Source organism: Gracilibacillus halotolerans (assembly GCF_014206945.1).
GTDB classification, from domain to species: Bacteria; Bacillota; Bacilli; order Bacillales; family Amphibacillaceae; genus Gracilibacillus; species Gracilibacillus halotolerans.
The window spans coordinates 31620-56817 of record NZ_JACHON010000013.1 but is presented as its reverse complement, the minus strand read 5'-3'; the positions used below and the strand labels follow the sequence as shown (position 1 = coordinate 56817).

General features: G+C 35.9%; 27 protein-coding genes. 15 read left to right on the top strand and 12 right to left on the bottom strand.

Features of this window, described 5'->3' with window-relative positions; translation table 11 throughout:
• Positions 1–18 precede the first annotated feature (18 nt).
• From GGQ92_RS16610 to GGQ92_RS11740, 3 genes are all read left to right on the top strand, one after another.
• A complete protein-coding gene (locus GGQ92_RS16610; RefSeq protein WP_184248984.1) occupies positions 19–1506 on the top strand; it encodes a DUF1538 family protein in 1488 nt (495 codons plus the stop codon).
• Complete coding sequence (locus tag GGQ92_RS11745) at positions 1503–2177, top strand: P-II family nitrogen regulator (RefSeq protein WP_184248981.1); 675 nt, start codon at positions 1503–1505, stop codon at positions 2175–2177. The genes GGQ92_RS16610 and GGQ92_RS11745 overlap by 4 nt, the downstream gene beginning before the upstream one ends.
• A gap of 212 nt (positions 2178–2389) precedes the next feature.
• Positions 2390–3181, top strand: coding sequence for an ion transporter (locus tag GGQ92_RS11740; RefSeq protein WP_184248978.1), 792 nt, complete (start codon positions 2390–2392; stop codon positions 3179–3181).
• Between the two features lie 332 nt (positions 3182–3513).
• On the opposite strand, the gene GGQ92_RS11735 is transcribed toward GGQ92_RS11740, so the two are convergent.
• The 3 genes from GGQ92_RS11735 to GGQ92_RS11725 form a co-directional block, all read right to left on the bottom strand.
• Positions 3514–5229 carry an ABC transporter ATP-binding protein gene (locus GGQ92_RS11735; RefSeq protein WP_184248975.1) on the bottom strand — a complete coding sequence of 572 codons (1716 nt, stop codon included), beginning with the start codon at positions 5227–5229 and terminating at the stop codon, positions 3514–3516.
• Positions 5230–5353: 124 nt separating this feature from the next.
• Positions 5354–7801, bottom strand: a complete 2448-nt coding sequence (locus GGQ92_RS11730; protein ID WP_184248971.1) for a sensor domain-containing protein — start codon at positions 7799–7801, stop codon at positions 5354–5356.
• 65 nt (positions 7802–7866) lie between these two features.
• A complete protein-coding gene (locus GGQ92_RS11725; protein WP_184248968.1) occupies positions 7867–8280 on the bottom strand; it encodes an SLAP domain-containing protein in 414 nt (137 codons plus the stop codon).
• 129 nt (positions 8281–8409) lie between these two features.
• Between GGQ92_RS11725 and GGQ92_RS11720 the strand changes: the two genes are divergently transcribed.
• The 4 genes from GGQ92_RS11720 to GGQ92_RS11705 all read left to right on the top strand — a co-directional run bounded on the left by GGQ92_RS11720 (position 8410) and on the right by GGQ92_RS11705 (position 11779).
• Positions 8410–9147: an HAD-IIB family hydrolase gene (locus GGQ92_RS11720; RefSeq protein ID WP_184248964.1), complete on the top strand. Its 738-nt coding sequence runs from the start codon at positions 8410–8412 to the stop codon at positions 9145–9147.
• A 230-nt stretch (positions 9148–9377) separates the two neighbouring features.
• A complete protein-coding gene (gene gndA / locus GGQ92_RS11715) occupies positions 9378–10799 on the top strand; it encodes an NADP-dependent phosphogluconate dehydrogenase (protein WP_184248961.1) in 1422 nt (473 codons plus the stop codon).
• Between the two features lie 63 nt (positions 10800–10862).
• On the top strand, positions 10863–11342 hold the full coding sequence (locus GGQ92_RS11710; RefSeq protein WP_184248958.1) for a hypothetical protein: 480 nt from the start codon (positions 10863–10865) through the stop codon (positions 11340–11342).
• Between the two features lie 188 nt (positions 11343–11530).
• Entirely contained in the window at positions 11531–11779 is a 249-nt protein-coding gene (locus GGQ92_RS11705) for a hypothetical protein (RefSeq protein WP_184248955.1), read from the top strand.
• A 123-nt stretch (positions 11780–11902) separates the two neighbouring features.
• Here GGQ92_RS11705 and GGQ92_RS11700 read toward each other — a convergent pair whose 3' ends face one another.
• The 3 genes from GGQ92_RS11700 to GGQ92_RS11690 are packed head-to-tail and all read right to left on the bottom strand — an operon-like array spanning position 11903 to position 13639.
• Positions 11903–12196 carry a hypothetical protein gene (locus GGQ92_RS11700; RefSeq protein WP_184248953.1) on the bottom strand — a complete coding sequence of 98 codons (294 nt, stop codon included), beginning with the start codon at positions 12194–12196 and terminating at the stop codon, positions 11903–11905.
• The gene (locus GGQ92_RS11695; protein ID WP_184248950.1) at positions 12178–13161 is read right to left on the bottom strand and encodes an anti-sigma factor; all 984 of its coding nucleotides are present in this window, start codon (positions 13159–13161) and stop codon (positions 12178–12180) included. The genes GGQ92_RS11700 and GGQ92_RS11695 overlap by 19 nt, the downstream gene beginning before the upstream one ends.
• Complete coding sequence (locus GGQ92_RS11690; RefSeq protein WP_184248948.1) at positions 13148–13639, bottom strand: sigma-70 family RNA polymerase sigma factor; 492 nt, start codon at positions 13637–13639, stop codon at positions 13148–13150. Before GGQ92_RS11690 ends, GGQ92_RS11695 begins: the two co-directional genes overlap by 14 nt.
• 480 nt (positions 13640–14119) lie before the next feature.
• Here GGQ92_RS11690 and GGQ92_RS11685 point away from each other — a divergent pair, with 480 nt between their 5' ends.
• Together GGQ92_RS11685 and GGQ92_RS11680 are read left to right on the top strand one after the other, a co-directional pair.
• Positions 14120–15340, top strand: a complete 1221-nt coding sequence (locus GGQ92_RS11685) for a CNNM domain-containing protein (RefSeq protein ID WP_184248945.1) — start codon at positions 14120–14122, stop codon at positions 15338–15340.
• 185 nt (positions 15341–15525) lie between these two features.
• Positions 15526–15942, top strand: coding sequence for an NUDIX hydrolase (locus tag GGQ92_RS11680; RefSeq protein WP_184248942.1), 417 nt, complete (start codon positions 15526–15528; stop codon positions 15940–15942).
• 17 nt (positions 15943–15959) lie between these two features.
• Here GGQ92_RS11680 and GGQ92_RS11675 read toward each other — a convergent pair whose 3' ends face one another.
• Both GGQ92_RS11675 and GGQ92_RS11670 read right to left on the bottom strand, forming a co-directional pair.
• On the bottom strand, positions 15960–16358 hold the full coding sequence (locus tag GGQ92_RS11675; RefSeq protein ID WP_184248938.1) for a type II toxin-antitoxin system death-on-curing family toxin: 399 nt from the start codon (positions 16356–16358) through the stop codon (positions 15960–15962).
• Complete coding sequence (locus GGQ92_RS11670; RefSeq protein ID WP_246384398.1) at positions 16358–16609, bottom strand: AbrB/MazE/SpoVT family DNA-binding domain-containing protein; 252 nt, start codon at positions 16607–16609, stop codon at positions 16358–16360. Before GGQ92_RS11670 ends, GGQ92_RS11675 begins: the two co-directional genes overlap by 1 nt.
• Positions 16610–16810: 201 nt before the next feature.
• Here GGQ92_RS11670 and GGQ92_RS11665 point away from each other — a divergent pair, with 201 nt between their 5' ends.
• From GGQ92_RS11665 to GGQ92_RS11645, 5 genes are all read left to right on the top strand, one after another.
• Positions 16811–17143, top strand: coding sequence for a hypothetical protein (locus GGQ92_RS11665; protein ID WP_184248935.1), 333 nt, complete (start codon positions 16811–16813; stop codon positions 17141–17143).
• A 93-nt stretch (positions 17144–17236) separates the two neighbouring features.
• Positions 17237–17959 (top strand): sulfite exporter TauE/SafE family protein, encoded by a 723-nt coding sequence (locus GGQ92_RS11660; RefSeq protein WP_184248932.1) that lies wholly within the window; start codon positions 17237–17239, stop codon positions 17957–17959.
• A 112-nt stretch (positions 17960–18071) separates the two neighbouring features.
• On the top strand, positions 18072–18506 hold the full coding sequence (locus GGQ92_RS11655; RefSeq protein ID WP_184248929.1) for an HIT family protein: 435 nt from the start codon (positions 18072–18074) through the stop codon (positions 18504–18506).
• A 123-nt stretch (positions 18507–18629) separates the two neighbouring features.
• The gene (locus GGQ92_RS11650) at positions 18630–19136 is read left to right on the top strand and encodes an NUDIX hydrolase (protein WP_184249031.1); all 507 of its coding nucleotides are present in this window, start codon (positions 18630–18632) and stop codon (positions 19134–19136) included.
• A 124-nt stretch (positions 19137–19260) separates the two neighbouring features.
• Entirely contained in the window at positions 19261–19746 is a 486-nt protein-coding gene (locus GGQ92_RS11645) for an NUDIX hydrolase (protein ID WP_184248926.1), read from the top strand.
• Between the two features lie 261 nt (positions 19747–20007).
• Here the strand turns inward: GGQ92_RS11645 and GGQ92_RS11640 are convergent, their stop codons facing one another.
• Together GGQ92_RS11640 and zwf are read right to left on the bottom strand one after the other, a co-directional pair.
• Positions 20008–20226, bottom strand: a complete 219-nt coding sequence (locus GGQ92_RS11640; RefSeq protein ID WP_184248924.1) for a hypothetical protein — start codon at positions 20224–20226, stop codon at positions 20008–20010.
• Positions 20227–20311: 85 nt separating this feature from the next.
• Entirely contained in the window at positions 20312–21793 is a 1482-nt protein-coding gene (gene zwf / locus GGQ92_RS11635; protein ID WP_184248921.1) for a glucose-6-phosphate dehydrogenase, read from the bottom strand.
• A gap of 213 nt (positions 21794–22006) precedes the next feature.
• Between zwf and GGQ92_RS11630 the strand changes: the two genes are divergently transcribed.
• Entirely contained in the window at positions 22007–22774 is a 768-nt protein-coding gene (locus GGQ92_RS11630; RefSeq protein ID WP_184248918.1) for a TIGR01457 family HAD-type hydrolase, read from the top strand.
• A 222-nt stretch (positions 22775–22996) separates the two neighbouring features.
• Here the strand turns inward: GGQ92_RS11630 and GGQ92_RS11625 are convergent, their stop codons facing one another.
• Both GGQ92_RS11625 and mreBH read right to left on the bottom strand, forming a co-directional pair.
• Complete coding sequence (locus tag GGQ92_RS11625; RefSeq protein ID WP_343068820.1) at positions 22997–23887, bottom strand: DMT family transporter; 891 nt, start codon at positions 23885–23887, stop codon at positions 22997–22999.
• A gap of 125 nt (positions 23888–24012) precedes the next feature.
• The gene (gene mreBH / locus GGQ92_RS11620; RefSeq protein WP_184248912.1) at positions 24013–25020 is read right to left on the bottom strand and encodes a rod-share determining protein MreBH; all 1008 of its coding nucleotides are present in this window, start codon (positions 25018–25020) and stop codon (positions 24013–24015) included.
• Positions 25021–25198: the final 178 nt, after the last annotated feature.

Here is a 25198-nt window from a genome sequence, read left to right as displayed (position 1 = left end):
GAAAGGGTTGATTTCATTGTGGAAGTGTTATGGGAGAAACTAAAGGAAGTAATAACGGCGGTATTACCAATTACAATTATCGTACTTATATTACATTTTACTTTAACGCCGATGGATATAACATTTATACTCCAGTTTTTAATGGGTGCTGTATTAATCATTATAGGGTTAGCCATTTTTCTTTTAGGGGTCGATGTTAGTATTACACCTGTTGGCAAAGAATTAGGAAAAACAATAGCGAAATCTAACAAGATATGGGTTGTAGTTTTGGCTGGTCTTATACTAGGATTTATAATTTCTATCGCTGAACCAGATCTACATATTTTGGCTGGTCAAGTGGAAAATGTGACTGGCGGAGAGATGACCAAGTTAGCTTTAGTTATTATCGTGTCTGTCGGTATAGCAGTTTTGCTTGCAGTAGGTCTGATTAGAATTGTTTATAATTTTCCCTTGTATAAATTGTTAACAATCCTTTATGGACTCGTCTTTTTGTTAGCTATATTTGTTACACCAGACTTTTTAGCAATTGCCTTTGATGCTTCTGGAGCAACAACAGGAGCGATGACCGTTCCGTTTATATTAGCATTATCTATTGGGATTTCAGCCCTTAAGAAAGATAGTAAAGCATCAGAGAAAGATAGTTTTGGACTAGTTGCGATTGCATCTGTAGGAGCTATAATGAGTGTACTTGTAATGAACATAGTAGCGAAATCTGATAAGCTAACAGGCGGAATACCAGAAAATCCAGCCGAAGAAGCTGTCGCAATTTATGTACCATTTATTCATAGTTTAGGCGAAATATCTAGGGATGTTTTGATAGCGCTTACCCCAATTGTAATCATATTTCTTATCTTTCAAAAAATATCCTTTAAATTATCGAAAAATACAGTTAGGAAGGTAATTACTGGGTTCGTTTTAGCGTTTGGTGGTCTTATTTTGTTCCTAGTGGGGGTAAATGCAGGATTTATGCCATTGGGTACAGAAATTGGTGTCTTAATCGCATCATTGGATAGTATGTCCTATCTAATTTGGATTGGTTTTATTTTGGGAGTAGTAACCATTCTAGCTGAGCCAGCAGTTTATGTACTGACAAAACAGATAGAAGAAGTAACGAGTGGCTATGTACAAAGAAAAGTAGTACTTGTAACACTTGCTATCGCAGTTGGCGCTGCAGTTGCCTTATCGATGGTAAGAATCATAATCCCAGAGTTACAATTGTGGCATTACTTACTTCCAGGATATATTTTAGCAGTCGTTCTTACTTATTTTGTACCAAAATTATTTGTAGGTATGGCTTTTGATTCAGGAGGAGTTGCGTCTGGACCAATGACTGCCACTTTTATTCTCGCATTTACACAAGGTGCTGCCTCTAAAATGGAGGGAGCAGATGTTATTATTGAGGGTTTTGGCATGATAGCGATGGTGGCTTTAACACCGCTCATCACGTTGCAAATTCTAGGATTATTGTTTAAATGGAAGTCAAAAAAGGGAGGGCTTGAACATTGAGTCGTAAGAACGAAGCACCTCAGTTTGAATTAATTCATGTCATTGTCAATGTAGGTATTGGAAGTAAGGTAGTAAAAATCGCAAAAAAATGTGGCATCTCAGGTGGCACCATCTATCTTGGTAGAGGTACTGTTCAGAGCAAACTCCTTAATTTATTTGCTATTTCAGATATACGGAAAGAAATCGTTATTATGCTTGCAAACCCTACTGATACGAGAAAGGCGATGGATGCATTATATCGACAATTACATTTAGAGAAATCGAATCATGGTATCGCATTTACTACGGGTGTCTCAATGATTGCAGGTACAAAGAATATTAATAAAGAAAGTAAAGAAGAAAGTATTCAAAGGAGTGAAGGTACCTCTATGTATCAAAATATTATGATTGTTGTAGACAAGGGGAATGCTGAGAACGTAATAGAAGCAGCGAAAAAGGCTGGTTCGAAGGGTGGCACCATTATAAATGCTCGTGGGTCGGGTATTCATGAAACAGCAAAGCTTTTTGCTATGGATATTGAGCCAGAAAAAGAAATAGTGATGATTTTATCTGAGGAGAAATATACAGAACCAATTGTTGAAAATATACAAATTGAATTGGAAATTGATAAGCCTGGTAACGGTATTATTTTCGTGCAAGATGTGTTGCAGACATATGGGATATACAAATAAGTTGCCTGAAGCAGTGAGGTAGCCACTAAAGATAAATTTACTTGTTTGAGTTCAAAAATGAGTTTGGTAATATGCCGAGCTCATTTACCATTTTCTCTTCCCGCCTTTTGAAAGGTAGGTTTGAATGTTTCCTAAAAATACTCTTTCTCAATACTGACAGGGTTCAATGTTTTTAGTAAACTATTAATGGGAGACAGGGGGAGAAAGAGTTTATGAGAAAAATAAAACAACAATGTAAAGTAATTGTTGAGACTAAAATGTTTACGAGAGTGATTATTGCACTCATCGTTTTAAATGCTATCTTAGTTGGATTAGAGACGTATCCTTCATTTGCGAATCGTTATACAGATTGGATTACGATAGCCGATAAAGTGTTACTGTGGATTTTTACAATTGAAATCGCTATTCGCTTCCTAGGAAGATATTCTATTAAAGGGTTTTTTAAAGACCCGTGGAATTTATTTGATGTCGTTATCGTAATGAGTGGACATTTACTAGCTGGTGCACACTATGTAACCGTACTTCGTGTGCTGAGGGTATTAAGAGTTTTACGTGCTGTATCTGTGATCCCTTCGTTAAGGAAGATGGTCAACGCTCTTATTTTAACCATCCCGTCCATGGGAACAATCATGTTACTGTTAAGTATCTTCTTCTATATTTACGCCGTAATAGGAACGATGTTATACGGCTCTATTGCACCAGAATATTTTGGTACACTACACGATTCTCTATTATCCTTGTTTCAAGTCATCACACTTGAATCGTGGGCGAGTGGGGTAATGCGGCCGATTTTAGATGAGGCACCTTCATCTTGGATTTATTTTGTTACGTTTATAGTCTTTGGAGCTTTTGTCATTATTAACTTATTTGTTGGTGTGATTGTTAATAATGTGGAAGAGGCATTTCATGAGGAAAAGCCTACGCCAACGGATATAAAACTCGATGAGGTACAGAAAGAATTGCAGGAGATAAAGCAGTTATTAGCTGAAAAACAGAAAGAATAGAAAACGATACAGAGAAATATAGCGCTAGCGCCAGGACGCCCCGTCAAGCCTTACTTAAGCTTGTCGGGGGTGAACAGGCGCTTTCGCTTTTCTTATTGTCTAGCTCCTGCGCCTACCCCTCGAGGTCTTAAGTAATGCTATTCTGTGGCAAAAAAACGCCACGTCAAGCCTTACTTAAGCTTGTCGGGGGTGAACAGGCGCTTTCGCTTTTCCTATTGTCTAGCTCCTGCACCTACCCCCTCGAGGTCTTAAGTAATGCTATTCTGTGGCAAAAAACGCCCCGTCAAGCCTTACTTAAGCTTGTCGGGGGTGAACAGGTGCTTTCGCTTTTCTTAGGTTAATTGTTGTTCGGCGAATTCTCGATACAAATCATGAGAAGCTATTAATTCCTGGTGTGTTCCTGTTCCCGTAATTCGTCCCTTCTCTATAAAGATAATCTTATCTGCATCTACAATCGTTGATAAACGATGGGCGATGACTAATGTCGTACGACCTTCCATAAGGCGACTTAATGCTTGTTGCACGATTGCTTCCGATTGACTGTCCAAACTAGCTGTCGCTTCATCCATCATTAAGATTTTCGGATTACGCAAGAACGCTCTAGCAATCGCAATTCGCTGTCGTTGACCCCCAGACAGTTTAACTCCTCGTTCACCAACTTCTGTATCTAGCTGTTCGGGAAATTCCTTAATAAATTGGTCAGCATAAGCCATTTTAGCAACTTCCCAAAGCTCGTCATCTGTTATCGATTCTGGATTTTCCAAACCGTATGTAAGATTATCACGTATCGTACCAGCCATCATCGGACTATCTTGTGATACATAACCTAATTGCGTTCTCCACGAACTTTTCGCTAAATCGGTAATAGGTATATCACCGATCGAAATGTTTCCACTTGTTGGCTCATAATACTGTTCAATTAGGCCGAAGACGGTTGTTTTACCACCACCACTAGGTCCACAAAACGCAATCATTTTCCCTGGCGGTACTGTAAAGCTCATATCTTCAATAACCTTCTCTTCGTCATTATATTGAAACGAAACATTTTGAAAATGAAGAGCTTTGTTTGAAATATCAAGTTCTCTTCCCGCAAATGGTTCTTCATCTAAGTCAAGAATGTCAATAATTCGTTCCGTTGCTCCTTTAGCTTTTTGAAGCTGGGTGAAAAACATCGCGAAGGATGTAATTGGAAATGTAATTTGAACAAGGTATAATAAAAATGCAATTAACGACCCCGTAGACATCGAACCATCTGCAACCCGGATTCCTCCATAGCCAAAAATAACGACAACTACGAGCATGTTTACTAAATACATGAGAGGACCAATCATAGCAAAAATTTTAGCCTCTCTTAATCCAAATAAGAAGAGCTCTTTAATATTGTTGAATCCTTTACTACGCTCATGGTTCTCGGCATGTGATGCCTTCATTAATCGAATCTCGCCCAATGTCTGTTGAACTGCGCCCGAAAAATTAGCTGTTTCATCTTGCAGTCCTCTAGATACGGTAGACATTTTCTTCCCAAGAGGCATCAGCACTGCTACCACGAATGGAACAGCAATCAACATTAATAGTGTCATTTTCCAATCCATAATAAGGAGTATAATAACAGCTCCAATAATGGTAATAATCCCATTAATAAATTGAGGAAAATGCTGAGTAATTAAGTCTTTTACAATACTCGTATCATTCACAATTCGGCTGACCGATTCGCCACTTTTATTTTTATCGTAATAACGGACAGGCAAATGGAGAAATTTTACCCACATTGTCTCCCGTAGACGCTGGACAATGGTTTGCCCTACATAGGCGAGTGAGTATGTCGAGAGCCCATCTACTACTGCCTGAATCAGAAAGACAGCAATGATTCCAATGATAAGACCGATATTGATATTATTAGGGTTAAATCCATCTACTACTTCTCTAGTCAATAGGGGAATGGATAGTCCGACAAATGTTGTCAGAATCGTTCCAACCATTCCGATAATCAAAGGTGTTTTTGGTATTCGTATGGAAAAAATCAAATTAAAAAAGGGATTCTTTTTCATGCTTCTCCTCCACCAATACAATTTAATAAATAACTATATGGGAAAATTATACTAGAGTTATTCATCAATGTATAATACGAATCGGTAAACGTTTAGTTTCATAAAGATAACGAATGGTGGACGGTTATAAATGTGTTTGAATCTCCCAATTCTTTTTCCATTGTGTAAATTCACTTGGTGGTAAAGGACGACTATAGAAAAAGCCTTGCATTATATCACATTCATACTTTTTTAGTAGATCAACATGCTTCTCGGTTTCTACTCCTTCAGCAATAGTCCGCATATTAAACTTCTTTGCTAACATTGTAATAATGGAAATCATATCTTGCCCTTCTTTGTCGTGATCCAGATCACTAATAAAAGACTGGTCAATCTTTAAATAATCGAAAGGAAATTTCTTCAAATGGCTAAGAGAGCTATAGCCTGTCCCAAAATCATCAATAGCAATTTTCACTCCAATATTCTTTAGTTGTTGCAAAACTTTCGTTGCGAATTCTTGATCAATCGCCATTGACTCTGTAATTTCCATATGAAGCAGCGATGGATTAATATCTGTTTTTTGAATGATTTTTTCCACTGATGGTATGAAGTTATGATAATAAAATTGCCGAATAGAAAGGTTGATTGCAATTGGAAGAACGATACCTTCTTCTTTCCAAGATAGAATTTGGTTGCATGCTTGTTTGAGAACCCATTCTCCAATCGGGATAATTAAACCAGTCTCTTCGGCAAGCGGTATAAAAACATTTGGCGAAACAGGTCCCAAATCTCTGGAATGCCAACGAAGTAAAGCTTCTGCACCAACAATTTTATTCGTGGTTGCGTCAATTTGTGGTTGATACATGAGAGAGAATTCGTCTTGTTGAATTCCTTTACGTAAGGAAGAATCCATCCGAATATTTCCTAGGGTTTTTTGTTTAAGAGATTCATGGTGAAATTGATAATTCCCTCTTGCTATACGTTTAACATTGTACATCGCGTTATCGGCTTTGCGAATTAATGTTTCCTCATCAATACCATCTAAGGGGTACACACTAATTCCAATGCTTGGTGTCAAAACGATTTCTAATTGATCAATAACATATGGTTCACTTAATTCTTTAATAATTTGCTCAGCAAGTGATTTCGTTTTTTTGATTGTAGTGTCACGTAATATAATGATAAATTCGTCTCCACCGTATCGATAAACTGTTCCACTATTCGGTATGATAGACTTTAGACGGTACGCTACCTTTTGCAGGAGTGCATCTCCATAGGAATGCCCAAATGAATCATTCACTAATTTGAAACGATCCAAATCAAGGAAAAATAAAGAAAAAAAATAAGGCTGATCACTTTCAATCAGTGCATTTAAATCGTAATGAAATTTATGCGGGTTGGATAGACCAGTTAAATAGTCTTGAAAAATCATGTGTTTTAAGCTCTCTTGAAGGCTATATTGCTCGGTTAAATCTTTGCCGATAGAATGAACACCGATAATTTCTCCATCAATTTTCATAGGAATAAGAGTCACATGGATGTAACGTTCCTCCTCGGCACGATTATACATCACTGTTTCATATTGGATAGATTCACCTTCTAAAGCTTTTTGGAAATATTGAAATATCTTTTCTTGTTGTTCCGGTATAATATGGCGAAGAAAAATACTACCTTTCACTTCCTCAAAAGTATAGCCAAGTAATTTTTCTGCAGCTTCATTCATTTTTAAAAAATTTCCATCAATGTCGAATGTGATAACCGAATCAATATTATTTTCAAATAACGAGCGGTACATTTGCTCACTTTCACGGAGTTTTCTTCTCGTTCGTTTTTCTTCTGTACAATCTCTTGCGATACAAATCATTCCAACGACTTCGTTATGGCTAATAACCGGGAATGCCGTCAAATCTAAATAGACAATTTCATCTTGCTTATTAAGAACTCTCATATCTAATCGAACGCTCTCTTTTCGTAAGACGTGTTCATAATGCGCCAACACTAAAGGAACGTCCTCTTCATACACTCGGTCGATAAAATGTGTCCCGAGCAACTCATCCTGTTTATAACTTAAAATTTGTTCATGAATTGGGTTAACATTCGTAAATTTGCCATCCTGGTCCAATTTAAAAATTAAATCAGGATTATAGTCAAACAGTGATTCCAATTGCTTATCTGTCATTGCAAGTAATGCTTCTATTTCTCGTTGATAGGTAATATCTTTAATCAGTGCAATCATATAGGGAGGTTTGTTGCTGGATTTAACATAACTAAGTGTTAGTCTAGACGGTTTTTTTGTGCCGTCTTTATGTATTTGTGTAACTTCGGTATCTGTATAACGAGCTAGGCGAACTTGTTGAATACATAAGGATAAGCTTTGGAGGGAATTCTCTGTTAATAAACTATCCAAAGCCATTGTTTTTAGCTCTGCAACAGAGTATCCGGTTAGCTTTTCTAGTAAGTCATTCGCTTCCACAATTTCTAAACGATCACCAGAATTTACTTTCATAATCGCCATCGGTTCTGGTATTTGGTTCAGCATGTTTAGCAGGTCATGATAGGAAAGATTTTGGTCTTCAGAACTAGAGAAATCCATAATGTTCACTCCACAGAATACATAGTTAGTTATTATTACCCATTAAAGAAGTGGTATGAAACGTTTTAGAAAGAATTATTATTTTTAGTATGCTCTGAAAGGCTAACAGCTATGCTATTTGTATCATCTATTGTAAGAGAGGTATCGTAATGATTTAACGGGAAAATATAGGTCCATGGCATGCTTGTTTTGCTAGGAAGCTGGAGGGGTAAATCTTCAAATATATTTGTAGCGACTTCTTTAGATTCCTTTTTAATTGTAATCATCACATTTCGTAAATCAATCGATTCATCTTTTGTGTTGTGGATAAGCACGGTACATAGTAAATCTTGACGATGGTTAAAGGCAAGTCGATAGGGGATACAGGTTATTGTTTCGCCCATTTGGTTCCGAGTTTTGTTAAAGAGGTCTATCAATTGTTCTTTATCATCAGGACTAATTTGTCTTTGCCAAGCTTCTTGTAATTGAAAAGATTGCATCGTTTACCTCCTATAGTTACGTGACTATACATATTTTATCAGCAGGAGAACCCGGATAGCAAAAGATTGGAATTTTTACTTTTCATTAGGATTTGTCTACAATGAAGATAATGACAGGAGGAATATACTGTGGATAAAAACATTAAATTAATAGCTTTAGATATGGATGGAACATTGCTGAATAATCAGCATGTAGTCTCGGATAGGAATAAGGAAGCAATCCTAGCTGCACGAGACCAAGGAGTAGAAGTGATAATCTCTACTGGAAGGCATTATCAATCTAGTTTTGAAATTGCACGAGAGCTAGATATTCATTACTTAATCACGGTAAACGGAAGTGAAATTTGGACATTAGATGGTGAATTAATTGCTAGGCAAACTCTTGATTCAGAGATTGTAATGAAGCTAATGGAGTTGAAAGAACAGCATGGTACATGGACTTGGTTAGCGTCCGTAGATGAAGTGTTTAGCAATGAGGCTCCCGAAGATATATTAGCGTATGAATGGCTAAAAGTTGGTTTTGATACAGATAATGATCAAACAAAAGAAGAAATCATCCAAACAATTACCGACTGGGGTAACGTAGAATGGTCGAATTCTAGTCCAACAAATATTGAAATAAACGCATTTGGTGTGAATAAAGCGGCTGCTATAAAGAAGGTCTGTGAGCGATTAAATCTCTCTATGGAGCAAGTGATGGCTGCGGGTGATAGTTTGAACGATATTAAAATGATTGAAAAAGCAGGTCTTGGTGTAGCGATGGGCAATGCACAACAAATCGTTAAAGATAAGGCCGATTATATCACGGACACGAACGCAAACGATGGAGTAGCGAAGGCGATTGAAAAATGGGTACTTCGTAAATAACTAGGGAGATGGAGGAAGTAGAAAAAGAGCGTAACGACTATCATTTTTCTAGCTTCCTCTTAAAATGACGAATTTTCTGAAAACTTTGCTTAATTACTTGCAGTTATGTGTTTGATATTATAACTTATTAGGTGTGATTATTTTTTTCATCTGATAGGTACATTTTATTTTATGGTACAATAGGAATGTCAAAGAATGTTAGTCTTTGAAAAAAAGGAGCGTATTAAAAAATGGCAAAACAGCAATTTGGAGTAGTCGGTCTTGCTGTAATGGGTAAAAACCTTGCGCTAAACGTAGAAAGCAGAGGATACTCAGTAGCAGTATTTAACCGTACATATCAAAAAACGGAAGACTTTTTAAATAATGAAGCAAAAGGTAAAAACTTCGTAGGTGCTAAAACAATCGAAGAATTTGTCGAATCATTAGAAAAACCACGTAAAATTATGTTAATGGTACAAGCTGGTCCAGCAACAGATGCAACGATTGCTTCGCTAAAACCATTACTAGATGAAGGTGACATTTTGATTGATGGTGGTAACACATTATTTACCGATACCATCCGCCGAAATCAAGAATTAGATAAATCAGGCATCCACTTCATTGGTACAGGTGTATCAGGTGGAGAAGAAGGAGCACTAAAAGGACCTTCGATCATGCCTGGTGGACAAAAAGAAGCCTATGAAAAGGTTGCGCCAATCTTTGAAGCTATTTCTGCTAAAGTAGATAACGAAGCATGTGTAACATATATTGGCCCTAATGGAGCTGGTCACTATGTGAAAATGGTTCATAACGGGATTGAATATGGTGACATGCAATTAATCTGTGAAGCTTACTTCATTATGAAGCATGTACTAGGCTCTAGTGCAGACGAGCTTCATGAAGTATTCTCTGACTGGAATAAAGGTGAGCTAGATAGCTACCTTATCGAGATTACTGCAGATATTTTCAAAAAGAAAGATGACGAGACTGGTAAGCCGCTTGTAGACGTTATCCTTGATACTGCTGGTCAAAAAGGAACAGGTAAATGGACGAGCCAAAGCTCTCTAGATCTAGGTGTACCTCTACCTGTTATTACAGAATCTGTATTTGCGCGTTTTATCTCAGCAATGAAGGACGAGCGTGTGAAAGCAAGTAAGGTTCTAAGTGGTCCAACAGCCGAGAGTAATCCTTATGAAGGCGATAAAGATGAGCTAGTAGAAGCGATTCGTAAAGCACTTTACATGAGTAAAATTATCTCTTATGCACAAGGCTTTGCACAAATGCGTGCTGCTTCAGAAGAAAATAACTGGGATCTAAATTATGGAGACCTAGCGATGATCTGGCGTGGAGGATGTATCATCCGTGCTCAATTCTTACAGAAGATTAAAGAAGCGTATGATCGTGATCCACAGCTTGATAACTTATTACTAGATCCATACTTCAAGGATATTGTAGAAGGTTACCAAGATTCTCTGCGTAAAGTTATTTCTCTTGCTATGGAACGTGGAATTCCAGTTCCAGGATTCGCAAGTGCGATTGCTTATTACGATAGCTACCGTACAGAAACGTTACCTGCGAACTTACTACAAGCACAACGTGACTACTTCGGTGCACATACGTACCAACGTATTGATAAAGAAGGAGTTTTCCATACAGAGTGGATGGACGACTAATATAAAAACACACAACCTGGCAGCTGCATACATGCAGTCGTCAGGTTTTTTTTTTGGTATAACATGAGTAGACGCTTACGTTCAGTAGTTATTTTAACTTTATCTGTTGTATTGTTGGCTCTTCTAATACTTTACTTTTATCAACGAGTTACATATTCAAATGAGAAAGAATATTTAAATGAGAAGCTAGAACGTACAAATTTATACTTTTATCAAGTACAGCTTGAGAGTTCATTAAGAACCCTTTTAAACTATGTAACAACTCAATCAGCAGAAGAAGTAGACTGGGACGACCATTTAATACAAGAGACTACTTCTGTTTTCCTTGAGCTCGATAGAGGCATTACTAATATGTCTACTCCCAGTAAAATTGGAATTCCCGATGATAATCGAACAGAACTTGAAAACCTACAAGGAATCATTGGAACTATACTTAGTAGTCTTCAAGACGAACAACCTTTAAATATGGCAACGAAAGAAAGAATGATGAATTTTACGCAATCAATCGAAGAATGTGTACATTTTGCCGAACAAGAGAGCTAGGAGCGAGTCACTTCTGATTTGCAATGTCTTAGCAAAGAAATGAATTAAATAAAATTATTATTTGAATAATCCGGATGGAATAAAGGGGAGTTAGTGTTAAAATTAAACTGTAGGATATGAAGTGTCACTATTTGGAACCTTTCGTTTTCTAATACGTATATGTCGTATGGGTAGGAGGGAGTCTATATATGAAGAAAGTATTTGATGTTACACATGAAGGACACCATATTCAAGTGGTTAATACATGGTTTAATGGTGAAAAGTTATACGTTGATGGTAAATTGCAGGATGAAAATTTAGGTCTCGCATTAAGAGCAACTTTGAGAGGAATTCTTAAAGATAATGATCAAATTACAAAAAGTATTAAAGTAAGCCTCGGTGGTACTTTTACAATAAAATGCAAAATTTTTGTAGATAATGTTTTGGTTCATAGTTAATAGATAGTCTTTTATAACGAATTAAATGAAAGAGTAGCTTTAGCTGAATATGTTTGGCTAAGAACATAGGGGAAGCACGAAGGAATTACGTATATATTTCTTCGTGCTTTGTATTACTGAATATTATGGGAAAGGATTGATTGCCCAGCCTAAAACAAACATAACTGCTACAAAAAGTCCTAAATAGAGGCCCAAGCCTATTCCCCATAAACCGAGTGGCCTACTGTTTTTGTTGATGGTTGAAACTGCTCCAAGAGTTATAGTAATCAAAAACCAAAAAGAGGTGTTGTTACCAATCGGTACATTGTATCCCCATAAAAGAAATATATTTAGAATTGCAAAAGGGATTAGTCCTGTCACAATACTTAGCCAACCAATCCACAGGAAAATTCTTTGTTTTAACGTCCCAAATTCCATAATTTCACCTCACCCAATTTCATGTAACGCACTATATTCGAATCTTCCAATGATGCAATTTTAGTCTTTGGTCCGGTAACAACGACACCATATGTTTTGAATCCATTTTGCTCGATGTAACGAATTCGTTCTTCTAATTCAAGATTTTTATGCGACGAGACTCCTTCTGCTATCTCTTCGTAACGTTCGATTTCTTTTAGCATGTTTAGGAAGGTTTCCTCATGCGAAATAGAATCTCGGAACGGGGACCAGAGTGTTGAATCAGGTTGTACAGGATACCCAATTGGAGAGATAACATTACCTTCTTTGCTGAGCATCGTATCTTCTAATCCCGTATAGATAGCAGCCCAGGAAACATCTATATTTTCCATCTCATTAATCACTTCTTCTACTGAATACAAATCAATTAAAGAAATATAAGCTTCAACAACCGTCTCATCTGGTAAACCAGAAAGGACCCGCCACTCCTTTTTACTATAAAATTCAACCTGTTGTTTCGGATGTGCTAACCATTGATTTGTTTCTGTAGGGTACTTTGGATATATTTTTTCTAACTTAGAATTCGTCTCTTTTTTCACTAGTTTATTCAATATAAATTGTAAATCATAGGTCTTGGAAGGATAAAATTCTTCACCAATCTGTTTGTACGCTTCAAATGATAAGTTCATTGAAAAAAGGGAAAAATCCATATCAAATTCCATTTCTTCTAATGTTGTATTTGGTTCTGTAATGTAGAGGGTCTTACTAGCTACATCCATTAACGTGGTTGATTTAGTTCCAAATGCATAATACATATAGGTCAACATGTAACAAGTCGGTACAATGATTAGAAGGACTGTTAAGGTAGAAAATAGTAACTTCCATTTAGATGAATTAATTGCTTTTTTAATAACTTTTGGTCCTTCGTTTGCATGTTTCAGTTTGTCTTTTTTTGCTTTCTGGATTAACTTTTCATAGGAATCCATTCGTTTCCTCCTCAATTAATATTTTGCGTAACTTCTTTCTCCCACGTGCTAAGTGGCTTTTTATAGTGTTTAAATTCAGATTTAAAATATCTGCAGCTTGCTGATTTGTACAATCATGAAAGTCACATAGTAATATTGCTTGTTTTTCAATCGGTTTAATTTTATCCAAGTATTCCAATAACTCTTCGAAGGAATCCTTTTCGACCAAAACGCTTTCCGGAGTATTCTGATCAACTTGATAGAAATCCTCCGTAAATACATACCTCTTATCTTTCCTAGTCCTGTCGATAAAAGTATAGTACCCCACCTTAAAAAGCCAGGGCTTAATTTCTTTTATGTCATTAGTAAGCAATACAATGTGAGCTTTTGTGAAGGTTTCTTGAATCAAATCCTCTGTTTCTGAATGGTTTCTTGTTAATGAAAATAAATAACGATATAAGTCATGGAAATATAATATATATATTTGTTCAAGGTCCATCACTTCCCACCTTTCAAATTATCCACGTATAAAACTCATAAAGAGTTGCAAAAAAGCAAAATTTTATTTGAACGAATTAGGAAGAGTTATTGCATCAAATTAATTATATAAAAATTGTCATAGATTACTAAGTTCGAATTGGCAAAAGAAAAAGAAGTTAAAGAGTAGGCTATGAAGTATTTACGTGGAATATATTAGGATTAATGATGTGATGGTTTATTATTATACTGAAATGTATTACACATAGGTATGTTGGCGATGATAAGTATTACTTGTATCTACAAGTCACTTTCAAAACCGTGTCTACGTATAAATCCTGGAAGCTCTCTTAAAGTTCCTTGAGACTTCCAATCAAAAAATAGTAATAAAAACATTCCACATCGAAATTAAATGACTAGTTTGTCTCTCCAAAGTTGAAAGTATTTTATAACTAATTCAATATAAAAAGTAATTTTAAGATTGTTAAGGAGGAAATTGTACGTGATCATTTTGATCATTATTTTATTATTTGTTTCATTTTTCTTCTCGGGAAGTGAAACGGCACTAACAGCTACCAACAAGATGAAGCTACAAACCAAGGTTAGTAACAATGATGGAAAGGCTAAAAAACTTCTAGAGTTAGTCTCAAAGCCCAGCGAATTTATTACCACTATTTTAATTGGAAACAATATAGCAAATATCTTACTACCAACACTAGTGACAACACTTGCAATTCAGTATGGATTTAACGTTGGACTTGCTACTGCTATTTTAACCGTTTTGATGATTTTTTTTTCGGAAGTGATTCCCAAATCAGTAGCAGCTACATTTCCAGATCGTATTGCATTTCTTGTATATCCTGTAATTCGATTCTTTGTTACCGTGTTTAAACCTATAACATTTATACTTAATTCACTGACGGGTCTTATTACAAAAGCACTCTCCAAAGGTCAGACTAACGTTACATCGATATCGAAAGAAGAATTACGGGCTATGGTCGATATTGCGGATATAGAGGGAACATTCAATCAGTCGGAATCCCATCGTATTAAGGGTGTACTGGATTTCTATAACTTAAATGTAAAAGATGCCATGAAAACACCAAGGGTAGAGATCGTTGCTTTACCAAGTACTGCTTCTTTTGAAGAAGTAAAAGATGTCATTATGAAAAGTCCCTTCTCCAGATATCCGGTTTATAATGAGGATATTGATGATATTGTTGCTGTCTTTCATTCAAAACAACTCATTTTTTGGTCAATGGAACCTGAGAAACCTTTGAAAGCATTTAGCGATACAGATCCATTATTCGTCCATGAATATAACTCAATTGAATGGGTTTTAAATAGAATGACAAAAGAAAAGAAGCATATGGCCATCGTGTTAGAGGAATATGGTGGAACAGAAGGTATGATAACGCATGAAGATGTCATCGAGGCAATGCTTGGTTTTGAAATTGAGGATGAAACGGATCTGGAGGGTGAATCACTCGTCGAAAAATTAACAGATACCGAAATTATTTGTGATGGTAAAATACCTCTTTATCGTTTAAATACAATTTTTTATACGGATATTCCAGAAGAAGAAGATGTTCTTGCGGGTTACCTACTAAAGGAACTTATTGATTTCCCTGTGGAGGGTCAAGTGATAGAGCTAAATAATTTAACGTTTAAAATATTAAAAATTGAAGACAGATCGATTAGAAAGGTTAAAATTATTAAATAGATTATTGGCATATATTTTTGATTTGTGAATAAATTCAAACAAACTATCGGGCGTTAATCCAACAAGAAGGGTTAACGCTCTTTTTTGTCGAATTTATAGTATATAGGAATACTTATAAACAATACCTTCTGACGGATCTACAGGCAGAGTCTCTGAGAATCTTTAAACGAGAAGAGGCTAGTATAATGCGAGATAGAGGTTCGGTAATAATCATAGAAAATGGCAAGGTTGCGTTAATTAGAAGAATTAGAGATGGTTCTGTTTATTATGTTTTTCCTGGTGGAATAGAAAAGGGAGAAACACCGAAAGAAGGAGCTAAAAGAGAAGCATTTGAGGAATTGGGAGTAGAAGTGAGGATCAACGAGTGTATAGCGACAGTAGAATTTAATGGAACTCAATACTTTTTCTTATCTGATATCATAAATGGAACGTTTGGAAGTGGACATGGTGAAGAGTATGCAGATAAAAAGAGAAATAGAGGAACGTATTGGCCAATGTGGGTAGATATAAAAAGATTATCTTCTATTGATGTTAAACCAAGAGAGATTGCTTTAAAAGTTCAATCTTTATTCAAAAGTCCATTTAAAAACTCCAATCTCTAATTTACTTGAGAATGGAGTTATAATTTTTCGGTATGTTCTCTGATAGTTGAAACTATTTCCTCGAACGTGTATTTATGATTAACTACATCTACAGTGAAGTCTTGTTCTTCTTCAATTCCCATTGTCCATTCATAATGATTTATCTTTAAGAAAATGATTAATGAAGCTAAAGCCGTTCGCTTGTTAGCATTGTAAAAGGCATGGTTTTTTGCTATTGATTCAAAAAGTGCAGCTGCTTTTTCATAAATGGAAGGATAAGCATCATCACCAAACACTGACTGTTTTGGGCGATTAATAGCTGATTCAAGCAAATTCGGTTCTTTAACACCCATTGGTTCTTTAGGAGAGTATAGTCGAATTTGTACCGTATTAATAGCAATCACCTGGTTCGTTGTGAGATAGATAACGTTATCCATTATCTGTCCACTAACCCTTTAAACGCTTTATCATGCTCCTTAATGACATCATTTAAGATGTCCATGAATTCAGCATCAACACCTTCAGGAAGTGTGATGTGCTCTTTTTTTCTCAAAACAATATTCCCATCTTTAACTTCAACTTGAACATCGTCACCATGCGCTAATCCAACTTGCTTTAGTATCTCAATAGGAAGAGTAATCCCAAAACTATTTCCTACTCTCATAACTTTTCTCTCAAATTGCTCCAAATAATCACACCCTTGTTATTACTGTTATAACGATTATAACACATCAATAATCTTAGTAAAACCAATAATCACCTTAAACTGGTAAGTGTTGAATTTCATGAACCATATGCGAAATTTAAATAAGTGCACCTTTAGATAGTATCCATTTTTTTGTATTTCTAATTGTTTTCTATTATTGAATCGATAACAAGGAGCTTACTAATGAAACAATATCTCAAACTAATAATTTGTTGCATATTTTTAATCACAGCATGCTCGAACGATTATGAAGAAGTATCAAGAAAGGCGATTTTGAAAAATTCTCCTGATGCTGATTTAATAGAATTAGAAGATGGTACAATTTATTCACATGGTATTGATTGGGTTGAAGAAAGGGAATTCACTAAAGGTGAAAAATTAGGAGTTGTCAAGGAAGGAATGGCAACCAAACTACCTAACGGGGCGATTATTTATAATGTAAAAGAATCCTATCCCGTTATTATTGTGGAATATGAAGATAAAATGAAAAAATATCTAATGAACCAAGGAGAATGATTCCCATTGACCTAAACTAATAGTATTGTTTAATTAGAAGGGATAATAAAATTAATAATAATTACTAATTGCATGTAACTTTGGGAGGTAAAATTGGGTACTGCATTATCGTTTTTATGTATTATATTAGTGGCTTCTGTTCTGCAAACAAGTACAGGTTTTGGATTTTCTATAATGGCGACACCTTTTTTACTAATGTTATTTTTACCGCAAGAAGCTATACAAATAAATATTATTTTATCTTTATTAATTTCAATCTCATTAATATGGAAAATAAGGACAGATATTGATTTCACAATTGTAAAGAAATTGATTATCGGAAGTATAGTGGGGGTACCTTTTGGTATATTAATTTTTATTTCTATTAATATTAATGCTTTCAAAATGGGAGTTAGTATACTACTCCTTGTGTTAACGCTACTATTAATATTAAACTTTAGAGTAAAGCCAACTCCTAATAGGGATTTCATAGTTGGTGGGTTATCCGGTCTCTTAACAACAAGCATCGGGATGCCGGGTCCTCCTTTGTTACTTTATTTTACAGGAACGGATACTGAAAAAGGGAAGCTAAGAGCAACTACTTTAGCATTTTATTTATTTATATATTTTATCAGTCTAATAACTCAAATAACCTTTACAGGTACTAACAAATTAATATGGGAATCAAGTCTATATGCAATTCCTATCGTATTTTTGGGATTGTTTTTAGGTCAAATTATTTTCAGATGGCTTAACCAACGAATTTTCAAAATACTTACATTTATCCTCTTGAGTTTTACAGGTATTTATCTTCTTATCGAAACGCTGAATTCATAATATTGTCATTCTCATACAAATAAAGCAATTAATGTGGAGTAATATCATTAAGAAGAGAGAGGGTTTTGATATTGAAAATGGGTGCAGGTTTATATAAATAGGAGATGGTACTATGGAGACAATTATAGAATGTTTAGGATGCAGATTAGCAAATAAGATCCAACCAAGTAATGTCGTATATGAAAATGATTATGTAATTTGTTTTTTAGACCATGCTCCTTTTAATGAAGGACACACATTAATTTTACCTAAACAACATTTTTTAGATGTAGATGAACTTGACAAAGAAACGGCAAGTGCGATTATGAGTGCTTTTATTCTACTATCAAAAGCGCTGAAGCAGTTATACAAACCTGACGGGATTACAGTTACACAAAATGGTGGTATTTTTAATGAGTTAACTCACTACCATATGCATGTTGTTCCAAGATATAAAAACCAATCGTTTTCAAATTTTTACAATGTAGAAGCAGTATTAGACGAAAATATAAGAGGGCTATCAGATACAAAGAAATTTCTAAAGGATGTAATTAATGAGTTGAAATAGACCTCTTCGCATAAAGGGTGCGTTAATCTATGAAGGGTTAACGTACTTTTAGTATGACCTATTGTAAAGTAGTAAATTTCATAACGATAATTAATAAAGAGGCTAATGAAGGTGGTGAGATCAATGGGAATGTCTGACTACTATAAAAAGCTCCGAGCAAAAATCAGTCATGAGCTAATATTTATGCCAAGCGTAGCAGGAGTTGTGCGAAATGACTTTGGGGAAGTTTTACTACAAAAGAAAGAAAACCACGAGGAATGGAGTCTCCCTGCTGGTGCTATTGAGCTTGGAGAAGCGCCAGCCGAAGCGGTTGTGCGTGAGGTTTGGGAAGAAACGGGATTATTTGTTTTACCGAAACAGTTATTAGGCGTTTTTGGAGGCAAAGAATTTCGTTATCAATATCCTAATGGTGATCAGGTTGAGTATAACGTATTTATGTTTGAGTGCATTATCCAAAGTGGTGAATTAAACCCAATTGACAATGAAACTATTGAACTTCAATATTTTAGTCCAAGTAATATGCCGAGGCTCGCTTTACCTTACCCTAGAGAGATATTTTTACATAAAGAAGATAGTGAATTGTATTTTCAGTGGAATGAGGAATGGTTGAACAATAGAATAGACAAATAACTTTTTCTTATCTTACTAAAGATAGCGCTAATCCAGAAAAAGGGTTAACGCTCTTTTTGTCGAACTTACGTAGTAGATAGATTAGTTCAAGAAGGAAGAATCATAGTGGGAGGATAATTACAGTATGTCTTATAAGAGGTATCACAGAGCTTTTGGAGTTTATGGTATATACGTAGAAGACGGGAAACTATTAGTTATAAATAAGAATGCTGGTCCTTACAGAAATCGATTTGACCTTCCTGGTGGTGGATTAGAAGAGGGTGAAACCTTATCAGAAGCTATGAAAAGAGAATTTCTTGAAGAAACAGGGTTTCAGATTGAAATCGAAGAAAATATAGGGATTAAGGATTTTAAATTACCTTGGTTATGGAATGGGTATACAGATGTTCATCATATTGCGGTCTATTATTCTGTTAGAAAGATTGGTGGGGCTATTAAACTACCTGAACAAATTGAAGGCCAAGACTCATTGGGAGCCGTATGGGTGAGTGAAAGTGATATATCAAAAGATAATGCCTCTCCTTTGCTTTTGAAAGCATTTGATTGGTTAAAGACAAAGGATTTTGGTATAGACGCTGATATATATAATGAATGGAAAGTATTAGGGTGATTTTTTTATGCTAACAGTTGAACTTACATTCCCAATTCAAAAGCAAGGAAAGGATTGGAAAATCATCGTTGGACAAGATTTTTAGTTGGAAAATTGGTTGTACTTGATCAATTAACGGGTACTTTACCACAATAACGTGCTCGTCAATATGGCGGTATACTTACTCAAGATCCAGCTATGTCTTAATGAAAATTGCCCCATGAAAGCACGGATGCTTGTAGGGGCATTTTAAATTCTTGAATAGAAAGCTAGACCAAGACCTTAAGGATTAATTACTTCATTATCTACTTCGCATGAAAAAGAATAACTTAAAGATAATAAATCCATTTTCACTTTAGCTGTTCCACCTATTTCATAACATTTATCCGTTGCAAGCTCAATCTCTTTGTTATTGAAATAGGATTGGGTACCAATTAAAAATAATACAGTGACTAGTGTTAGGATGCCAATCAATATAAACATTTTTGTTTTTGTCTTCATAAAGCTTATCTCCTTCTAGTCTAACAGTTTACTAGATAAAAAAGTCAACCCTGCATGATACAAGATTGACTTTTAAAGTTTTAATTTATTCTTTCGGAGAAACGTCCCACCAGCTATAGCCATCGTTTAGGAGTAGCTCATCTGCTGCTTTTGGTCCGTTAGAACCTGATTCATAATTTGGAAACTCTGCTTTTTTATTATTCCAAACGTTCGCAATTACATCAACGAATTTCCATGATAACGCAACTTCATTCCAATGTGTAAAGTTAGTAGAATCGCCACGCATACAATCATAGATCAATGTCTCATACGCTTCTGGTGTGTTCATTTTATCCGTTGAATTGTCATACGTTAATGCGACTGGGGTAGATGTAGCGTTCGCATCTCCTTTTTTCGCATTCATATGTAAGGTAATCCCTTCATATGGTTGGATATGGATTACGAGAAGGTTAGGCTTTTTATCTTCTTCATTACCATAATAAAGATTAATCGGTAAGTCTTTAAATTCTACAACAATTTCAGTCGACTTTTGCTTCATACGTTTACCAGTACGAATATAGAAAGGAACTCCAGACCAACGGAAGTTGTCAATCATCAGTTTCGCAGCAACGTAAGTTTCTGTGTTTGAATCTTCATCGACACCGGTACCTTCGCGGTATGAGTTTACTTCTTCTCCATCGATAATTCCTTTATCATACTGTCCACGAACGACATATTCGTCTACTTCATTTTCTTCAAATACACGTAAGGCACGTAAAACTTTTACTTTCTCACTTCGTATTTCTTCAGGTGTGAGTTTAATAGGTGGTTCCATTGCGATAAGCGCAAGCATTTGGAGCATATGATTCTGAACCATATCTTTTAGTGCACCTGCACCATCATAGTAACGGCCACGTTCCTCAACACCGAGGACTTCACTAGACGTAATTTGAATGTTAGAAATATATTTATTATTCCACAGTGGTTCAAATAATGCATTAGCAAAACGCATTACTTCTATATTCTGTACCATTTCTTTCCCTAAGTAATGGTCGATTCGATAGATTTGGTCTTCTGTAAATGCAGAACGGATTTGATCGTTTAGTTTTTTCGCTGATTCATAGTCATGACCAAATGGCTTCTCAATAACAAGGCGTGTCCATCCTTCTGTTTGAGTAAGCCCTTGTGATTTCAGATTATCTGCTAAAGTACCAAAGAAATTCGGCGCCATAGAGAAATAGAACAAACGGTTACCATCTGTTTGATGCTTCTCATCTAATTCTGTAATACGCTTCTCTAGTCCTTGGTAATGAGTTAAGTCTTGAATATCAAACGGGTTATAGTGAAAGTGACTTGCAAACTCATCTTTGTCGATATGCGGATCATCAAAATCTTCAATAGATTTTTTTACATTATTACGGAAATCTTCATTGGTAAGAGGACGTCTTGCTACACCAATTACCGCGAAGTTATCTGATATTTTTTTATTTCTATATAAACGATAAATGGATGGGAATAGCTTGCGGTTTGCAAGGTCTCCTGTTGCACCAAAAATCACCATTACTGCTTTTGGATTATTGACTGTCATCGACTTTAACTACCTTTCTTCTCAATATATTTGCAATTTGCTGCATAGATGTACGTGTATGCTATAATCGTATAATGGCAAATGTCTTAGTTATCTTATCATATTTGCTAAAATATTAACATACATGGACTTTTCATAAATATATACTAACACGTATTAGTGAAATGACAAATGAAATACATTGAATTTTCTAAAAATTTGGAGGAATAAATGATGCAAAGATATAGTGGTTTTTTGATTGATTTAGATGGAACGATGTATAAAGGGACTGAAAAAATCGATGCTGCAGTAGGATTTGTGAATGAGCTGAAGGAGCGCAATGTGCCATATCTTTTTCTAACGAATAATTCAACAAAGCATCCGAGGGACGTGGCAGAGCACCTAAAGAGCATGGGAGTAGAGTGCACAGAGAACGATGTCTTCACTACGAGTATGGCAACAGCAAAATACATAAAGGATACGATGGAGAATGGGAAGGTGTACATGATTGGAGAAGAAGGTCTCCGTTTTGCTCTAGAGGATAGTGGTTTGCAGATTGTAGAAGAGGATGCCGACTTAGTTGTTATGGGATTAGATCGCGACATTACGTATGAAAAGCTAGCAAAAGCTGCGCTCGAAATTCGCAAAGGCGCAACATTCATCGCAACGAATGGCGATGTAGCGTTGCCGACAGAGCGAGGATTCCTTCCGGGAGCAGGTTCACTTGTTTCGGTATTGTCTGTGTCAACAGGTGTACAGCCTAAATTTATTGGAAAGCCTGAGCCAATTATTGTGGAGCAAGCGTTAGAAGTACTTGGTACGCCAAAAGATGAAACCGTGATGGTTGGAGATAATTACAATACAGATATTTTAGCTGGGATAAATGCAGGAATCGACTCACTGCTCGTGTATACAGGGGTTACGACAAAGGAAGAGTTGGAATTAATCGAAAGGAAACCAACACATGCTATTGATAGCCTCGCAGAGTGGACACTAGAATAAAAGTAAAATCGTTAATCAACGCTTGATGGTTGATTAACGATTTTTTAACATAATAGCAGATATCCAATGTTTAAGGTATGCAATCTGATGTTGAAAGTTTAGAATCTAATGTTTATTGTGACTATCGAATCTTGAGACTGAGTTATCTGATGTTAAGAAGTGTTATCTGATATTGACAGGAAGTAATCCGATATTCGTCATCTGTTATCTAATTTTGAAGGTCTATTTTTTTGATTGCATTTTATTCGTAATCCATACACCTGATATAACGAGCGCTGTTCCGGCGATTTGTAGCCATGTTGCTTTTTCATTTAGGAATACTACGGCACCGATTAACGTAAATACAGGTACTAAGTTAAGAAATACGGAAGCCCGTGTTGGTCCTAGCTCACGAACACCAATATTAAATGCAATCAGTGCTAGTAAAGATGGGAATATACCTAAATATAAAACGCCAGCGATAATCGAAGGACTCCAGCTAATGGTTTTAATTTGATCCCATTCCAAAGCAAGCATAGGAGTAAATAATACGAGCGATACAATGAAGAGAGCCATTAATACTCCGTAAGCTGGAAATTTCCACATGTGTTGTCTAATTAAAATGGAATAAAAAGACCAGGAAATCATCGCAGCTAACATGAAAATATCGCCTCTATTAAATTCTAATCCCGTAATGATTGCGAGCGAGCCTTTTGTAACAATCAAAACAACTCCTATAAGGGAGCTGGCGATTCCAATAAATTGTCGTCGTTGCACAGATTCTTTTAGTAGAATAATAGATAAAAGCAATGTAAAAACAGGCGTAGACGCTTCCATAATTCCTGCATTAATGGCCGACGTATATTGTAAAGCAGTATAAACAAAGATATTGAACAATACGATACCTGTAACGGATAGTCCAATAATAGCCTTCCACTCTTTTACAAAAAGACTTCGATGTTGATTAAACTCACGTAGTCCTATTGGCAATACAACAAGTAATGAAATAATATAGCGAATAAAAGATAGAAAAATAGGTGGAATTTCACTTGTAACAGGTTTTCCAACTACTAAATTACCTGCATAAAAGAGTGCAGTTAACATTAATAATATGTAAGCCTTCAATGATGTCACCCCCCACTATAGGATGATACCATATAAAAAAAGAACTGTAAGTGTTGCAGACATCATAATCGTTTAATTAGTCAGGCTATAAAGAATGAAAAAAGACTGCATTCACTAGGAATGCAATCCTTAAGTTATCTAGCTTTCTTTTGTAGTTTTTGAATCATTTTTAACGATTTCCCGGTACCAATTGCGGCAGCTTCTAAAGGATTTGGCGAAACGTGAACAGGAACTTGTACTTCCGTCTCTAACCACGCTTTCATACCTTTCAACAGTGCGCCACCGCCTGTTAATGTAATACCACGATCTACAATATCTCCACTTAGTTCAGGTGGACAATTTTCAAGTGTTTCTGTAATCGCATGTAAGATGGATTCAAGCACTTCACGAAGCGCCTTTTGAATTTCTTTAGAGCTAATGGTAACGACTTTTGGTAAACCTGAGACTAAATCACGACCACGAACCTCTAACGTCACTTCATCATGATCGACTAAAGCATAACCGATTTCTATTTTTACTTTCTCGGCTGTACTGGAACCGATTAAAATATTGTATTGTTTCTTAATATATTGCATAATTTCCTCGTCCATTTGGTCCCCACCTATTCTAGCGGAGCGACTAGCGACGACACCACCGAAGGAAATAATCCCAACTTCACTTGTCCCGCCACCGATATCTACAATCATACTTGCGCTCGGTTCAGCAACAGGAAGATCGGCACCGATAGCGGCTGCTACTGTTTCTTCTATAATATGGACTTCTTTTGCACCGAAACTCTTAACGGCATTTTCAATAGCACGTTTTTCAACAGATGTACTACCAGATGGAGCACATACAACCACGTCTGGTTTACGAAGTGAAATACCTGCTTTTTTACTAACCTTTTTTAAAAAATGTTGTAGCATTTGAGCTGTCATGTCAAAGTCGGCGATAACCCCATCTTTGAGAGGACGAACAGCCGCAATGTGTCTCGGTGTTTTCCCAATCATTTCCTTCGCCTCACTACCAACTGCCACAACCTCATTTGTTCTTATATCAACGGCAACCACAGCCGGTTCATTCAGAATAATCCCTTTATTTTTCGTGTAAAATAATATATTTGCAGTTCCAAGATCGATTCCAATTTCTCCATTTGAAAACATGGTGTATAACCTCCAACTTTAAAGTCACGTACATATGTATAGTTGTTCTACCTTTCCAGATAAAATATGACGGTTTCTGATTGTATTTCTATTTTACAATTAGATTACAAAGAAAATTATCAAGTTTATAAGAAAAATGATGCAAATTGTTGTATAATGATACATAAGAATTATTGGT